Source organism: Rugosibacter aromaticivorans, from assembly GCF_000934545.1.
GTDB classification, from domain to species: domain Bacteria; phylum Pseudomonadota; class Gammaproteobacteria; order Burkholderiales; family Rhodocyclaceae; genus Rugosibacter; species Rugosibacter aromaticivorans.
Map to the genome: position 1 here is coordinate 2,142,023 of NZ_CP010554.1, position 13,833 is coordinate 2,155,855.

Consider the following 13,833-nt stretch of genomic DNA (forward strand, 5'->3'; position numbering starts at 1 on the left):
TCGGCGATTATAGAGAATCGGCCTTGAGCGCCAGCGCTCGCGTATACAACGCATTCTTGGGCTGGCCGGTAATTTCGGTAGCGAGTTTGACGGCCTGTTTCACCGGCAATTCAGCCAGCAATGCCGTCAGCACACGCTCTGTTTCGACTTCCAGTTCGCTGCTATTTTTCACCGGCGGGGCAGAAACAATCAGCACGAATTCGCCGCGTTGATGATTCGTATCAGCCTCTAGCCAGGCGAGTGCTTGCGCCAGTGGCAGGCGTTCGATTTGTTCAAACAGCTTGGTCAGTTCGCGGGCGATGATTATTTCACGCTGGGGTTGCAGTGGCGTTTGTAATAGTTCGGCCAGATCGCCCACGGTTTCCAGCACGCGATGCGGCGCTTCGTAAAACACCAGCGCTGCATCGACAGTGGCCAGCGCCGTAATCGCCGTCTGGCGAGCGCCGACTTTTGCGGGCAAAAATCCGACGAACAAAAAACGCTCATCCAGCAACCCGGCGGCGGACAACGCCGTAATCGCGGCGTTCGCACCCGGCAACGGCACCACGCGAAAACCTGCTGCGCGCACGGCAGCGACGGTGCGCGCACCAGGGTCGGAGACGCCCGGCGTGCCGGCATCCGAAATCAGGGCAACGCGTTTGCCCTCGCCCAATAAACGAATCAGCTTTTCGGCGGCTTCGTTTTCGTTGTGCTGGTGCAAGGCCAGTGTGGGCACGCGCAGACCATGCTGATCGAGTAAGTGCTTGGCGTGGCGCGTGTCTTCGCAAGCGACGAGATCGACACCACGCAAGGTCTCCAGCGCACGCAGGGTGATATCGCCGAGGTTTCCGATCGGCGTGGCAACGACATACAATGCAGGTGCCAAGGAATTTGCCACGGGATTTTGATTCATGCCACGCATTCTATGACGAGCCAACAAAAAACAGGCACTGCAGGGGAAACCGCTGCAGCAGATTATCTTGAACGGCAAGGCCTCACGGTACTAGAACGTAATTTTCGCGTGCGCGGTGGCGAGCTTGACCTGATCTGCCGCGCAGGGGATGTCATCGTGTTTGTTGAAGTGCGGCTACGCAATCACAAAGGCTACGGCGGCGCAGCGGCGAGTATCACCGTCACCAAACAGCACCGCCTGATTCTCGCTGCACAGCACTGGCTCACCCGCCGCCACCAGCATGACGCCCCGTGCCGCTTTGACTGCGTAGTCATTGACGATGGCCATTTGGAATGGATACGCGATGCGTTCACGGCTGATTAGATTTTTTTCGGTTTTTCTTTTTTCATTGTTCAGCCTGACCGCGCTAGCAGGCGACGTGCGCATTCTCGTGCAAAGCTCACCTTTAGCCGGTTTTCGTTACTATGCCGGCGAGGCGCTATGGAGCGAACTACACGAAGGCGACCCGCTGGCGCTCATCCGCGAGCCTGATAACACACACGATGCGAACGCTGTGCGTGTGGAATGGCAGGGGCAAAAGCTAGGCTACCTGCCTCGCGCCCAAAATCAAGCGGTAGCTGCCGCCATGGATGCCGGTGAACACGTTGATGCGCGCATTGCCAAATTACGCCAGGAGCGGAACCCTTGGCACCGTTTGCTGGTCGACGTGTTTGTTGTGCTGTAACGGGTGAGGCCAGACGTCTTTTCATCCGCTATTCCACCCAAGCCTTGCGCTTGAACCTGTTATCCTTCTATTTTCCTTAGGCAAATTCTTCCCGTTTTTTTACTGAACCCACTTATGCCTCTACTCCAGCGAATTCAACAACAATTTCACGATAGCGTGCAGGCCAAACAACAAGCGCTTGATGTCATGGCCGCCCCCATTGAACGTGCGGTGCGCCTGATGACGCAATGCCTGCAATCAGGCGGCAAAGTGATGGCCTGCGGCAATGGCGGCTCAGCGGCGGACTCACAACATTTTGCCGCCGAACTACTTAACCGTTTCGAAAAAGAACGTCCGCCACTCGCAGCGATTGCGCTGACCACTGACACCTCAACACTGACGTCGATTGCCAACGACTATCGCTTTGAGGATGTTTTCGCCAAGCAGATTCAGGCGCTGGGCCGTAGCGGCGATGTGCTGCTGGCGATTTCCACCTCGGGCAATTCGCTCAATGTGATCGAAGCCATTCATGTCGCGCATGCGCGTGGCATTCGAGTTGTCGCGCTTACCGGCAGGGGCGGCGGAAAGATGAATGCGCTATTGGCTGCCGACGATCTCCACCTGTGTGTGCCCGTTGAGCGAACGGCCCGCATCCAGGAAGTTCATCTACTCACTATTCACTGTCTGTGCGACGGCATCGACGCCCTGATTCTTGGAGAAATTCAATGAACACTTTCCAACCTATGAAAAACTTCATCACCCATCTGCGGGGTTATGTTCTGATCGTTGTCTCAATCCCCTTTATTTCCGGCTGTTTCGGGGTTGCTGCTGTGGGCGTTGGCGCCGGCGCGCTGATGCTCAGCGACCGTCGTGCCTCTGAAAGCTATGTGACCGACGAAGGCATTGAATTACGCGCCAATAATCGCCTTGGTGAGAACTATGGCTCCAACGTGCATGTCAATGTCACCAGCTATAACCGCATGGTGCTGCTCACTGGCGAAGTACCTAGTGCAGAAATAAAAGCCTCGGTCGAAAAACTGATCAGCGGCGTACCCAACGTTAAATCCATCAGTAACGAGCTGGCCATTGCCGGGCCGTCTTCTCTTGGTGGGCGCAGTAACGATACGTATTTGACCTCTAAGGTGAAGGCGCGCTTTGTGGATGCCAAACAGTTTTCAGCACATCACGTCAAAGTCGTCACGGAAGCTGGCGTGGTGTTTCTACTAGGCCTGGTGACACAAACCGAAGCAGATGCCGCCGCCGATATTGCACGCACCACCGGCGGCGTGCAAAAAGTCGTTCGCGTATTTGAAATCATCAGCCCCGAAGAAGCACGCGCGATCGACGGCCAGACGAAACAAAGCACCCCACCCACTCAGCACTGATGAACGCTTCAGCCTTCGAAGCCAAGATCGTTTCGCCAGCCGAATTGCCACACCGTGTGGCCAACTTGCCGCACCCGCTGGTATTTACCAATGGCTGCTTTGATATTTTGCATCGCGGCCACGTCACCTATCTCGCCCAGGCACGCAGCCTGGGCGCCAGCCTGATCGTCGCCGTCAATACCGATGCCTCGGTCAAGCGCTTGGGTAAAGGTGATGAGCGCCCCATCAATACCCTGGACGACCGCATGGCGCTGCTCGCCGCGCTGGCATGCGTCTCGCTGGTGACCTGGTTCAACGAGGACACGCCGCTGGCGCGCATTCTCGATTGTCATCCTGATGTGCTGGTCAAAGGCGGGGACTGGCCGGTGGAAAAAATCGTCGGTTACAACGAGGTGACTGGCTGGGGTGGCAGCGTACATTCCATCCCGTTTATCCATCAAAAATCCACCACCGCGCTGCTGGAAAAAATACGCCGGTTGTAAAGCACTGCAAAAAGTCGGTGCTGGTGATACGGCGTGGCATACGGAATCTGTGCTCCCTATGCGAATAGCGTAATGCACGGTGCAAGGCTTTCAGGACCAATGAAGCGTCATAAGCAGAAAGTAAACGACGGCTTTCGACCCATTCTCGCCTTATGACATATAGAACCTGACTGGCCGCCTTGATTCCTTAATCGGACGTCAACTACGAAAGAGGGTGTCGGCGCTGATTGGATAATGAACCATTCTGCCGATTGAAATTTGACCCAGGACTGGTCGCTGCGTTTTGAATCAGCAACTGCGGATAAGTGTAGCAAATAGCTGGTTGTTGAAGTTTTCCTTTCCTCTGTCGCTACGCAATCTGAATGCGCAGGGAAAGACACGGAGGGCGTAGCCCGCAGCGAATTTCCCCGCGTTTGCCAACTTAGAGCGGCACGTCAGGAGGCGCTTCTCACCACCCGCGCGTTTTTGATGCGTACTCAGCGACACGCCTACCAAGCAGTCTGGCGGTTTCCAGGTCTCCTTTTCGTGGTGATTCCTCTGGCGATGCGTCGGACGGGGACACGGAAAGGGCACCGGCGAACCCAGCCGTCCAATTAATATCGTCTGGACCATGTTCTTTCTTGTTGGAAGGTAGCAAGCCAGTGCCAATCCATACTTGGCCATGCTGTTGCGACAAAGTAAAGAAGTAGGCGATGGTCGAGAATTTATCGCCGTTCATGGATGCGGAATTGGTAAAGCCCGCTGCAATCTTGTTTTGCCACGCCTGAGTGAACCACGGTTTGGATGTTGCATCGGCAAACTTCTTAAATTGCCAGGCAGGGCCTCCCATATATGTGGGTGAGCCGTAAATGATGGCGTCCTGCTGCGCCAAAGTATCCCAAGTCGTCTCAGGCAGATTGCCATTTTCGTCAATTCGGAAAACGTTGACCTCGACACCCGTGATGTCCGCCGCACCTTGCCGGACGGCCTCTGCCTGCTTGGCAGTGTGTCCGTAGCCACTAAAGTAAACCAGCGCAACTTTTGTCATGAAAATTTCCTATCAGATCGATGTTAAAAAACAAGTTAAGCGCACGTTATAAGCGTGGCATACCTCGGAGCCGCTTCGTTTTCTCAAGATGAGATGTTCAAGATCTGGGTATTCGCCCAATTATTCCTTGATCGCCTCGACAGCGATGCTGATGGTCACGTCGTCGCCAACATACGGCGCGTACTTGCCGGCGTTGAAGGCGGAACGCTTGACTGTCACGCTGGCGTTGGCGCCAATGGCGTCCTTCTTCAGCATCGGATGGGGCATGTGTTGGAAGGAACTGATCGTCAGAGTAACAGGCTTGGTCACGCCTTTGAGGGTCAGGTTACCGTCGACGGCAACCGGCACGTCGCCATCGAAACGCACAGCAGTCGATTTGAAGGTCGCCGTCGGGTACTTGGTGGTATCGAGAAAATCCTCGCCCTGGATATGCTGGTTGAAAAGCGGGAAACCGGTATCGACCGACTTCGTGTCGATGACCACGTCCACCGAGCCGGATCTCGCCGCACTGTCGAAGACGATCTTGCCGCTGGTCTTGTCGAAGCGGCTCAACTGGGTCGAGTAGCCGAAGTGACTATAGGAAAAGCGCGGGAAGGTGTGGCTGTTGTCGATGACAAAGGTCTCCGGCGCAGCGATGGCCGGTACGGAGGCAGCGATGGCAAGGGCGGCGATGGCGGGAAGCGGGAAAGACAATTTCATGGCAATACTCCTGTTGAGGTGGAAAAAAGAAAAGCGTCCATCGCGATGACATAATCATCGACACCGGCATGGAGCCTTGAAATAGACACTTTACCAGCAGCGCCCAGTGCCACGTATAGCGGCAGTAGGTGTTCGTCAGTCGGATGCGCTCGCAGGGCAGAGGGCGCTTGGCGGCGATAGTCGAGCAGCGCCGAAGTATCACCTGCGGACAGGCGTTCCCCTATCCAGTCGGAAAACTCGCGGACATAGCTCGGTACCTCGCCGCCATGGCGCACCGCGATTTGGTAATCGCGCAGGTTGTGGGTCAGGTTGCCGGACGCGATGATCAGAAAACCCTTACGGACCAACGGCGCCAGCGCATAGCCGAGACGCAGGTGATGCTCGGGGCTCTCATGGGCCTGGATCGATACCGGGATTACCGGCACGTCGGCATCGGGAAACATGAGCATCAAGGGTATCCAGGCGCCGTGATCGAGGCCTCGCTCCTCACTCGCCTCGGCGGGAAAACCGGCGTCATGCAGGACGGATTGAACCTCGATGGCGGCTTCCCGGCAGCCAGTGGCTGGATAGCGGATCGAATACAACTGATCAGGGAAACCCCGGAAATCATGGATGGTCTCCGGCCGACTGGCAAAGCCAACGCTAGGTTGCGGTGTGCTCCAATGCGCGCTGACTACCACCACGGCGCGCGGTCGGGATAGCGACGCGGCAACCCGGGCCAGGGCACTACCTACGGCACCGGGGCGAAGGATGAAGGTCGGTGCGCCGTGGGGAACGAATAAGACAGGCTGGATTGTGTTTTCGCGAATCATGGTGGCTCAGGGAAACATGGTTGGATTTTAGCGAAGCCAGTCAGGCCGAAATAGGGGACAATCTGGAATTGATTGTTACCTGGAATGCAACAATGGATCGTTTGGATGCGATGCAGCTTTTTGTCCGTGTCGCCGAGCTTGGCAGCTTCTCGGCGGTGGCCCAACAAATGGACATCGCGCGCTCTGTCGTCACGCGCCAGGTGGCGGCTTTGGAAAACCACCTCGGCGTAAAGCTGATGGCACGCAGTACCAGGCGACTTGCCCTTACGGCAGGGGGCGCAGCTTACCTGGAAAAATGTCGTGTCATCCTCACCCTCGTCGAGACAGCCGAGTCGGACGTCGCCGAGGAAAGGCAGACCCCGCGCGGCGCCATTCGTATCAGCTTGCCACTGCGCTACGGCCTCAAACGATTGGCGCCGCTCTTGTTGGAATTCGCTCAGCGCTATCCCGAGGTGAGCCTGGAGATGGACTACTCCGACCGGCGCGCGAACCTGATCGAGGAAGGCATCGACCTGGCGATCCGCATCACGTCGCGGCTTGAACCCGGCAACGTGGCACGGCGAATAGCGACGGAGCATATGGTCGTCGTCGCCGCACCTGATTATCTGGCCCGCCATGGCACACCCCGTCATCCAGCGGACCTGATCCACCACGAGTGCCTTGGCTATACGGCCGCCACCAATCACAACTGGCAGTTCCGTATCGACGGCAAGCTCGAGAGCTTCCCTGTACGCAGCAGGATTTCCACCAACAACGGTGACGTGCTGGTGGACGCGGCTACGCTTTCCCTGGGCATCACCTGCCAACCCGAGTTCATCGCCGCCGGGCATCTTGCCGATGGCCGGGTGCGGATAATCCTTGCCGAGTTTCCGTTGCCCGAGTTAGGTGTCTACGCAATCCTGCCGGGCAACCGATACATTCCCCATCGGGTGAGGGTACTGATGGACTGGCTGGCAAAACAGATCGCGCGCTAACTTTTAGCTCAAGCCCACCGCTTAGCCGATCTTCACTTCTACCCCCGCCGGCCCCAAGGACGAGATCAACAAAATCCTTCGATGAAGTACCAGAAGAAGTGAATTGAGATACTGGATTTCCTGCACGCCGATCCGCGAGCTGGACTCAATGCCAATATCAGCAATGTGCCCGGGACTTCAGGAGACATGCGGGATGGTAAGCCGGCCGACCGGTTGTCACCGGTTCGGCGCCTTCAAGCCCCCGCTGGCCCGGATCCGGTGCATCGGCGAAAACATCAACGACCCGTACCGGATTGGTATCCGCAACATAGTCATCAAGTCGTTCCGGAAGCCAGGTGCTTTGGGTGCGGCTTTCGCCTTCGATGAAACCCTTCACGTGGATACCCCCTGCAACCAGATATGCATATATCATATCATGAGAAGCCGAAATGTCACGGCTTTGATACACTCTGGGCCCAGTGGCGAGGGCTATCAAAATTACCACGGCGTTGTATTGATCCGGACAGTTGAACTATCCTGGTCTTTGTTCCCTCTGCGCCCTGAGTGTGCCTTGATACATGCCATGTTGCTCATCAGACTTGTCGCAGTGAAGATGGAAAAGTCGGCGCTGGTAATACGGCAACAACGACGGCAACAACGCGCAAACAACTCGGCGTATCAGGCTGCTGTGCGCTTAAGAATGGTCTCGCGCGCTAGGCCGGCATGCTGGCGCAGGGTATAGAGCATGTCGGCAAAGGCCAGTGGCGTGCGGATGTGACTGACATCGGCCTCGATCTCATCTAGCTTGCGCAGCCACTCGTCGCGCGTGTGGCGCTGTGGGTCTTCTTCAACTTCGCTTTCCAGAAACTTGAGTTCACCATAACGCCGGTAAATGCGCGAACGGACACGCCAACCATATAGGCCAGGCGCAAATCGGAAAAGTGGATACAACACGGCCAGAATAGGGACTAGCAACACCAGCAACCGATCGACCAAAATCGCCGCCCAGAAAGGTAAATAGCGCTGCAGGAAAGGCTTGCCATTGGCGTAATAGCGCACGGCTTCCTGTGCCATGGGAAATTCGCCATTTCCCTCACTGCGCGGGAACTCGGCCGGTTTTTGAAAAACACCCGGCTCGCCATGTACTTCGCTGGCAGCTTGGAGCAGGAGCCAGATCAGCGCCGGGTGCATATCCTCACGCGCCAAAAGGGTTGCGGTTGTAGAGACCATCTGAATATCGCGCGGCGGAATATCCTGCACCAGATCAATGGCGCCACGAGGCAAAACCAGATGTTTGAGGTAAGCAAAGCGGCGCGTATACGCTTCAGCCTGAGTGACATCCAGCAAATGCACGCCAGGAGTGTAAAGCAACGCCCAAACCAGCGCCGATTGCGTGGGCCCGACAACAAACACCGCATCAATCTCGCCGGTTTGCAAGCGTGAAACGACATCAAAACCGCCCGCTTCAATCAAGGGCGTATTCTGCGCATCGATACCGTTGGCAGAGAGCATCTCCGTTGCCAAACGCTGGGTCCCGCTACCCGCCTGGCCAATCGCCAGGCGCTTGCCTTTGAGATTCAGCACGCGCGCACCCTCTTTGAGCACGCCTTGACGATAGAAAATCCACAGGGGTTCGTAGTAGAGTTCGCCCAGCGAAACCAGACCATCATCATCACTTTTTGAGAGTGCCGTCCCCCCTTGAATGAATGCAGCATCCACCCCTGAATTCCGGTCACGCAGGCGTTGCAGATTATCTGGTGAACCAGCGGAAGGCTTAACGATCAGCTCGACGCCATACCGTGCCAGCACATCGGTATACAACGCACCAAAGCGCTGATAGGCACCACCTTCGCTGCCGGTACTGATGACCATGCGGGCCGGCGGGGCCGGTTTAATATATCGTGCCGCCACCCAAAAAGCCGCCAGAATCAGCAGCAGCGAGGGAATGGCGACAAAGACAACATCTCGCCAAGAGAGTAGCTTCAGTTTTTCAGGCATCGATAAACGCATCGGTAGTGGATGGTCGGAGGTGCTGGCGCCCGCTGTTAATGGTTGCGAAAATCACGCTGAGAAAGAATCTGCCGAACCTGATTTCACACGCTAACTGGCGACATTCCCTAGAACGGAATGTCATCCTCGAAATCATTGAAGGTGCTGCTACTAGCACTCGCCGGTTTAGCAGGCGCTTCAGCAGCACGCGAGCTTTCGCGCGGCGGGGCATCGCTCATGCCTTGCCGCGAACCCAGCATCTGCATCGTATCGGCAACGATTTCGGTGGTGTAGCGATCCTGGCCCTCTTTGTCCTGCCACTTGCGCGTTTTGAGCGACCCTTCGATATACACCTGTGAGCCTTTTTTCAGGTATTGACCGGCAATTTCGGCCAGCTTGCGGAAGAACACCACGCGGTGCCACTCGGTCGCCTCTTTCTTTTCGCCTGTTCCTTTATCCTTCCACGTATCGGTGGTGGCCAGCGTAATATTTACCACGGCGTCGCCGTTCGGCATATAGCGCGACTCGGGGTCTTTACCCAGGTTACCAACCAGAATCACTTTATTTACTGAGGCCATAGCAAATCTCCTTCATGATGATGTTTTAAGTTTTAATTAAGTTGACCTTGATCGGGCAAGGGGGTTTTTGCGGGCATTACCTGTCGAGGCAAAATGGGCTGCATCGTGGCCGCAGCGGCTAGCCAAAGCGTATTTATTCCGGCCGCAAAAACAAACACGCTTTGCGGGCCAAAGTGTTTAGCAATCCACCCACCCAACGCGCCGCCAAAAAACAGGCCTAGCGCTTGCGTTGTGTTGTAGACGCCGAGCGCTGCGCCCTTTGCCTGCGGCGGCGCAACACGAGAAATCAATGAGGGCAGCATCGCCTCCAGCAGATTGAAAGCAACAAAAAAGCTGAGCAACCCACCTGCCACAACGTAAAAATGATTGCCTTGCAAACCAAGAACAAGCAGTGTCAGCAGCAACAAAATAATAGCTGCAACAAAGACGGTGCGAAGTTTTTGACGCTTTTCAGCATAAATAATTGCCGGCACCATGAGCACAAACGAGACCAGTACGGCTGGTAGATAAACTTTCCAGTGTGAGGCCAGTGGCAAATCACCCGTGCTGATCAATAAACCAGGCACCACCACAAACATCATCATTTGCGACATATGCAGCGTAAAAATACCCAGGTTAAGCCGTAGCAATTGGGTATTAACCAACACCTCGCTCAACGGTACTCGTGGCCCGGGGTGTGGCGGTGGCGGCTCAGGCACCAGGTAGGTCACCACGGCAATTGCGATTAGTGCTAACACACCCGTCATCCAGAAAATGCCGCTCATGCCAATGGCAGCGTAAAGCAACGGCGCAACAACCAGCGACAGGGCAAAAACCAGGCCTATGGATGAACCAATCATCGCCATCACCTTGGTGCGATGTTGCTCGCGCGTTAAATCAGCCGCCAAGGCGGTTATGGCAGCGGAAATGGCACCGGCGCCTTGCACAACCCGGCCGAAAATAGTCCAGTAAATATCGGTTGCCAGCGCAGCAACCACCGATCCGATCGCAAAAATCAATAAACCGACAATAATCACCCGTTTGCGCCCAAAGGCATCTGATGCCACACCGAATGGAATCTGAAAAATTGCCTGGGTCAAGCCATAAGCGCCCAGCGCAATGCCCACCATTGTGAGGTTGTCTCCCCCTGGCAGCGTACGCGCATGGATAGCAAACACCGGGAGGATCAAAAACATACCCAGCATGCGCAACGCAAAAATAGAGGCTAACGATACGCCGGCACGCTTTTCCTCACGGCTCATGACGTCGGTTAGGTGGTCAGACATGGTGAGATCAGATGGGTGAATGAAGTCGCGTATATTAGTACATTAACAGGCTGCCCTGCGCCCAATTTCTTTACGCTGACTCATTGCTGCTTTATGGATACCATCAAAATTCGCGGTGCGCGCACGCACAATCTCAAGAATATCAACCTGGATTTACCTCGCAACCGGCTCACGGTGATCACGGGCTTATCAGGCTCCGGCAAAAGCTCGCTAGCGTTTGACACACTCTACGCTGAAGGTCAGCGTCGCTATGTCGAATCGCTCTCGGCCTATGCACGACAGTTTTTGCAAATGATGGAAAAACCGGATGTTGACTTGATCGAAGGGCTCTCTCCGGCGATTTCCATCGAACAAAAAGCAACAAGCCACAACCCGCGATCTACCGTTGGCACCGTCACGGAAATTCACGATTACCTGCGCTTGCTGTATGCCCGTGCAGGCACACCGCACTGTCCGGATCATGACTTGCCGCTGGCGGCCATGAGCGTGTCCCAGATGGTGGACCATGCGCTGGCCCTGCCGACCGACACGCGGCTGATGGTTCTTGCGCCGGTGGTTGCCAATCGCAAGGGCGAGCAACTCGAACTGTTTGCCGAACTTCGCGCGCAGGGGTTTGTCCGGCTACGCGTGGATGGCACGGTGTATGACATTGACAGCTTGCCCAAACTGGCCAAAACCAAAAAACACACGATTGATATTGTCGTCGACCGGCTCAAAGTCCGCGAAGACCAACGCCAGCGGCTCGCTGAAAGTTTTGAAACCGCTTTACGCCATGCCGATGGCCGTGCCCTTGCCGTAGAAATGGATAGCGGCAATGAACATTTGTTCTCCAGTAAATTTGCCTGCCCGATATGCAGCTACTCGTTGCAGGAACTGGAGCCTCGTTTATTCTCATTCAACAACCCGATGGGTGCCTGCCCCTCGTGTGACGGCCTGGGACAGATTCAATTTTTTGACCCCGCCCGTGTGGTGGCCTACCCCCACCTGTCGCTCGCTGAAGGCGCCATCAAGGGTTGGGACAAACGCAACCAGTTTTATTTTCAGATGCTGGAGTCCCTCGCTGCGCACTACAGCATGGATACCTCAGTTGCCTTTGAGTCCTTGCCTGGTGAGCTGCAGAAAATCATTCTTTATGGCTCGGGCACTGAGCAGATCAAATTCAAGTATCTGAGTGAAAAAGGCACCCGCTTTGAGCGTAGCCACGCCTTTGAAGGCATCATCAACAGTATGGAGCGGCGCTATCGCGAAAGTGATTCCATGAGTGTTCGCGATGACCTGGTTAAATACCTGAATCACAAGCCCTGCCCTGAGTGTCAAGGCCAGCGCTTGCGCCGTGAAGCGCGCCATGTGTTCGTCGGCGGGCAAACTATTTCGGCGATCAGCCATCTCTCACTGATCCAGTGTCGTGATTTTTTTGAAGCACTGACGCTCACCGGCAACAAAGCCCAAGTTGCGGAAAAAATTCTCAAGGAACTCACCTCGCGGCTATCCTTTCTTATCAATGTCGGCCTCAACTATCTATCGCTTGACCGCTCGGCGGAAACGCTTTCCGGCGGCGAGGCGCAACGTATCCGGCTGGCTTCGCAAATCGGCTCCGGCCTCACGGGTGTGATGTATGTGCTCGATGAACCCTCGATCGGCCTGCACCAGCGCGACAATGTGCGCCTGCTGGAAACGCTCATCCACCTGCGCGACCTGGGCAACACGGTGATTGTGGTCGAACATGATCAGGAGGCTATTGAAGCGGCCGATTATGTGGTCGACATCGGCCCGGGCGCAGGCGAGCATGGTGGCGAAGTGGTCGCCGCAGGCACGCCGCAACAAGTTGCGGCAAACAGCGCCTCGCTCACCGGGGCATTTCTATCAGGCCGTCGCTGTATTGCCATCCCCGACTTGCGCACGCAGCCTGCCGCCGACCGCTGGCTGAAAATCATTAACGCCAGCGGCAACAATCTCAAGCAGGTGACCCTGGAAATTCCTGTTGGCTTATTCACTTGCGTCAGCGGTGTCTCGGGTTCGGGTAAATCAACACTGATCAATGACACCCTCTACGCTGCTGCTGCACGCCATCTTTATGCGGCGACAACGGAGCCCGCCGCCTATGGCGAGATCACCGGTCTCGAATTTTTCGACAAGGTAATCAATGTCGATCAGTCGCCCATTGGCCGCACGCCGCGCTCCAACCCTGCCACTTACACCGGCCTGTTAACACCGATTCGCGAACTTTTCGCCGGTGTGCCTACCGCGCGCGAACGTGGTTACGGGCCGGGACGTTTTTCCTTCAACGTCAAGGGTGGGCGCTGCGAAGCCTGTCAGGGCGATGGCATGATCAAGGTAGAAATGCACTTTCTACCCGACATCTTTGTCGCCTGTGACGTTTGTCACAGCAAACGCTATAACCGCGAAACACTGGAAGTTCGCTACAAAGGTAAAACCATTCACGAAGTGCTGCAAATGACCGTGGAACATGCACGCGAATTTTTTGATGCCGTACCCCTCATTGCCCGTAAATTACAAACGCTGATGGATGTCGGGCTTTCCTACATTCAACTGGGACAAAGCGCCATCACGCTTTCCGGGGGGGAAGCACAGCGCATCAAACTGGCGCTCGAACTCTCCAAGCGTGACACCGGCCGCACCCTTTATATTCTCGACGAACCCACCACGGGCCTGCACTTTCACGATATTGAAATGCTCCTCTCTGTGCTTCACCGTCTGCGTGACCACGGCAATACCATTGTTGTCATTGAACACAATCTGGATGTCATTAAAACGGCAGACTGGGTCGTGGATCTCGGCCCCGAAGGCGGCGACGGTGGCGGACGCATCATCGCCTGCGGCACGCCAGAACGCGTTGCAGAAACCATCGCCAGCCCGACAGGCGAATATCTAAAAAAACTCTTTCTCGCTGCGAACCACGCCCCACCTGTGACAAAAGCCAAAAAACGCAAAAGTTCCTAGGCTTACGTGACGGGTAAATTTCAGATAAATCCATCTTTTAAGCGAAGGCTTCGTGGTTGATGCGCGGTTGATTATTAATCCCGCCAT

General features: G+C 55.7%; 14 protein-coding genes and 1 pseudogene. 7 read left to right on the forward strand and 8 right to left on the reverse strand.

Features of this window, described 5'->3' with window-relative positions:
* Nucleotides 1-7: 7 nt before the first annotated feature.
* Entirely contained in the window at nt 8-892 is an 885-nt protein-coding gene (gene rsmI, locus PG1C_RS10715) for a 16S rRNA (cytidine(1402)-2'-O)-methyltransferase (protein WP_202634768.1), read from the reverse strand.
* Between the two features lie 12 nt (nt 893-904).
* Here rsmI and PG1C_RS10720 point away from each other — a divergent pair, with 12 nt between their 5' ends.
* The 5 genes from PG1C_RS10720 to rfaE2 all read left to right on the forward strand — a co-directional run bounded on the left by PG1C_RS10720 (nt 905) and on the right by rfaE2 (nt 3,462).
* The gene (locus PG1C_RS10720) at nt 905-1,255 is read left to right on the forward strand and encodes a YraN family protein (RefSeq protein ID WP_202634769.1); all 351 of its coding nucleotides are present in this window, start codon (nt 905-907) and stop codon (nt 1,253-1,255) included.
* Entirely contained in the window at nt 1,236-1,616 is a 381-nt protein-coding gene (locus PG1C_RS10725; RefSeq protein ID WP_202634770.1) for an HIRAN domain-containing protein, read from the forward strand. The genes PG1C_RS10720 and PG1C_RS10725 overlap by 20 nt, the downstream gene beginning before the upstream one ends.
* Before the next feature lie 114 nt (nt 1,617-1,730).
* Nucleotides 1,731-2,324, forward strand: coding sequence for a phosphoheptose isomerase (locus tag PG1C_RS10730; protein WP_202634771.1), 594 nt, complete (start codon nt 1,731-1,733; stop codon nt 2,322-2,324).
* Nucleotides 2,321-2,980, forward strand: coding sequence for a BON domain-containing protein (locus tag PG1C_RS10735; protein ID WP_237218156.1), 660 nt, complete (start codon nt 2,321-2,323; stop codon nt 2,978-2,980). Before PG1C_RS10730 ends, PG1C_RS10735 begins: the two co-directional genes overlap by 4 nt.
* Nucleotides 2,980-3,462 (forward strand): D-glycero-beta-D-manno-heptose 1-phosphate adenylyltransferase, encoded by a 483-nt coding sequence (rfaE2, locus tag PG1C_RS10740; RefSeq protein WP_202634772.1) that lies wholly within the window; start codon nt 2,980-2,982, stop codon nt 3,460-3,462. Before PG1C_RS10735 ends, rfaE2 begins: the two co-directional genes overlap by 1 nt.
* Before the next feature lie 448 nt (nt 3,463-3,910).
* Here the strand turns inward: rfaE2 and PG1C_RS10745 are convergent, their stop codons facing one another.
* From PG1C_RS10745 to PG1C_RS10755, 3 genes are all read right to left on the reverse strand, one after another.
* Nucleotides 3,911-4,489: a flavodoxin family protein gene (locus PG1C_RS10745; RefSeq protein ID WP_202634773.1), complete on the reverse strand. Its 579-nt coding sequence runs from the start codon at nt 4,487-4,489 to the stop codon at nt 3,911-3,913.
* 120 nt (nt 4,490-4,609) lie between these two features.
* Nucleotides 4,610-5,188, reverse strand: coding sequence for a YceI family protein (locus PG1C_RS10750; RefSeq protein WP_202634774.1), 579 nt, complete (start codon nt 5,186-5,188; stop codon nt 4,610-4,612).
* Nucleotides 5,185-6,000 (reverse strand): DODA-type extradiol aromatic ring-opening family dioxygenase, encoded by an 816-nt coding sequence (locus tag PG1C_RS10755; RefSeq protein ID WP_202634775.1) that lies wholly within the window; start codon nt 5,998-6,000, stop codon nt 5,185-5,187. Before PG1C_RS10755 ends, PG1C_RS10750 begins: the two co-directional genes overlap by 4 nt.
* 20 nt (nt 6,001-6,020) lie before the next feature.
* Here PG1C_RS10755 and PG1C_RS10760 point away from each other — a divergent pair, with 20 nt between their 5' ends.
* Entirely contained in the window at nt 6,021-6,974 is a 954-nt protein-coding gene (locus PG1C_RS10760) for a LysR family transcriptional regulator (RefSeq protein WP_284431755.1), read from the forward strand.
* Nucleotides 6,975-7,149: 175 nt separating this feature from the next.
* On the opposite strand, the pseudogene PG1C_RS10765 reads toward PG1C_RS10760, so the two are convergent.
* From PG1C_RS10765 to PG1C_RS10780, 4 genes and pseudogenes are all read right to left on the reverse strand, one after another.
* Nucleotides 7,150-7,350, reverse strand: a pseudogene (locus PG1C_RS10765) (transposase); the annotation flags it as partial.
* Between the two features lie 281 nt (nt 7,351-7,631).
* Entirely contained in the window at nt 7,632-8,951 is a 1,320-nt protein-coding gene (locus tag PG1C_RS10770; protein ID WP_202634776.1) for a TAXI family TRAP transporter solute-binding subunit, read from the reverse strand.
* Nucleotides 8,952-9,070: 119 nt separating this feature from the next.
* Nucleotides 9,071-9,520, reverse strand: coding sequence for a single-stranded DNA-binding protein (gene ssb / locus PG1C_RS10775; RefSeq protein WP_202634777.1), 450 nt, complete (start codon nt 9,518-9,520; stop codon nt 9,071-9,073).
* Between the two features lie 32 nt (nt 9,521-9,552).
* Entirely contained in the window at nt 9,553-10,785 is a 1,233-nt protein-coding gene (locus tag PG1C_RS10780; protein ID WP_237218157.1) for an MFS transporter, read from the reverse strand.
* A gap of 93 nt (nt 10,786-10,878) precedes the next feature.
* On the opposite strand from PG1C_RS10780, the gene uvrA reads away from it, so the two are divergent.
* The gene (uvrA, locus tag PG1C_RS10785; protein ID WP_202634778.1) at nt 10,879-13,746 is read left to right on the forward strand and encodes an excinuclease ABC subunit UvrA; all 2,868 of its coding nucleotides are present in this window, start codon (nt 10,879-10,881) and stop codon (nt 13,744-13,746) included.
* Nucleotides 13,747-13,833: the final 87 nt, after the last annotated feature.

Coding starts and splice junctions, on each gene's coding strand:
- PG1C_RS10755 (WP_202634775.1), bottom strand. CDS start 6,000: ATGATTCGCGAAAACACAATCCAGCCTGTCTTATTCGTTCCCCACGGC.
- PG1C_RS10720 (WP_202634769.1), top strand. CDS start 905: ATGACGAGCCAACAAAAAACAGGCACTGCAGGGGAAACCGCTGCAGCA.
- PG1C_RS10725 (WP_202634770.1), top strand. CDS start 1,236: ATGCGTTCACGGCTGATTAGATTTTTTTCGGTTTTTCTTTTTTCATTG.
- PG1C_RS10735 (WP_237218156.1), top strand. CDS start 2,321: ATGAACACTTTCCAACCTATGAAAAACTTCATCACCCATCTGCGGGGT.
- PG1C_RS10730 (WP_202634771.1), top strand. CDS start 1,731: ATGCCTCTACTCCAGCGAATTCAACAACAATTTCACGATAGCGTGCAG.
- ssb (WP_202634777.1), bottom strand. CDS start 9,520: ATGGCCTCAGTAAATAAAGTGATTCTGGTTGGTAACCTGGGTAAAGAC.
- PG1C_RS10770 (WP_202634776.1), bottom strand. CDS start 8,951: ATGCCTGAAAAACTGAAGCTACTCTCTTGGCGAGATGTTGTCTTTGTC.
- PG1C_RS10780 (WP_237218157.1), bottom strand. CDS start 10,785: ATGTCTGACCACCTAACCGACGTCATGAGCCGTGAGGAAAAGCGTGCC.
- uvrA (WP_202634778.1), top strand. CDS start 10,879: ATGGATACCATCAAAATTCGCGGTGCGCGCACGCACAATCTCAAGAAT.
- rfaE2 (WP_202634772.1), top strand. CDS start 2,980: ATGAACGCTTCAGCCTTCGAAGCCAAGATCGTTTCGCCAGCCGAATTG.
- rsmI (WP_202634768.1), bottom strand. CDS start 892: ATGAATCAAAATCCCGTGGCAAATTCCTTGGCACCTGCATTGTATGTC.
- PG1C_RS10750 (WP_202634774.1), bottom strand. CDS start 5,188: ATGAAATTGTCTTTCCCGCTTCCCGCCATCGCCGCCCTTGCCATCGCT.
- PG1C_RS10745 (WP_202634773.1), bottom strand. CDS start 4,489: ATGACAAAAGTTGCGCTGGTTTACTTTAGTGGCTACGGACACACTGCC.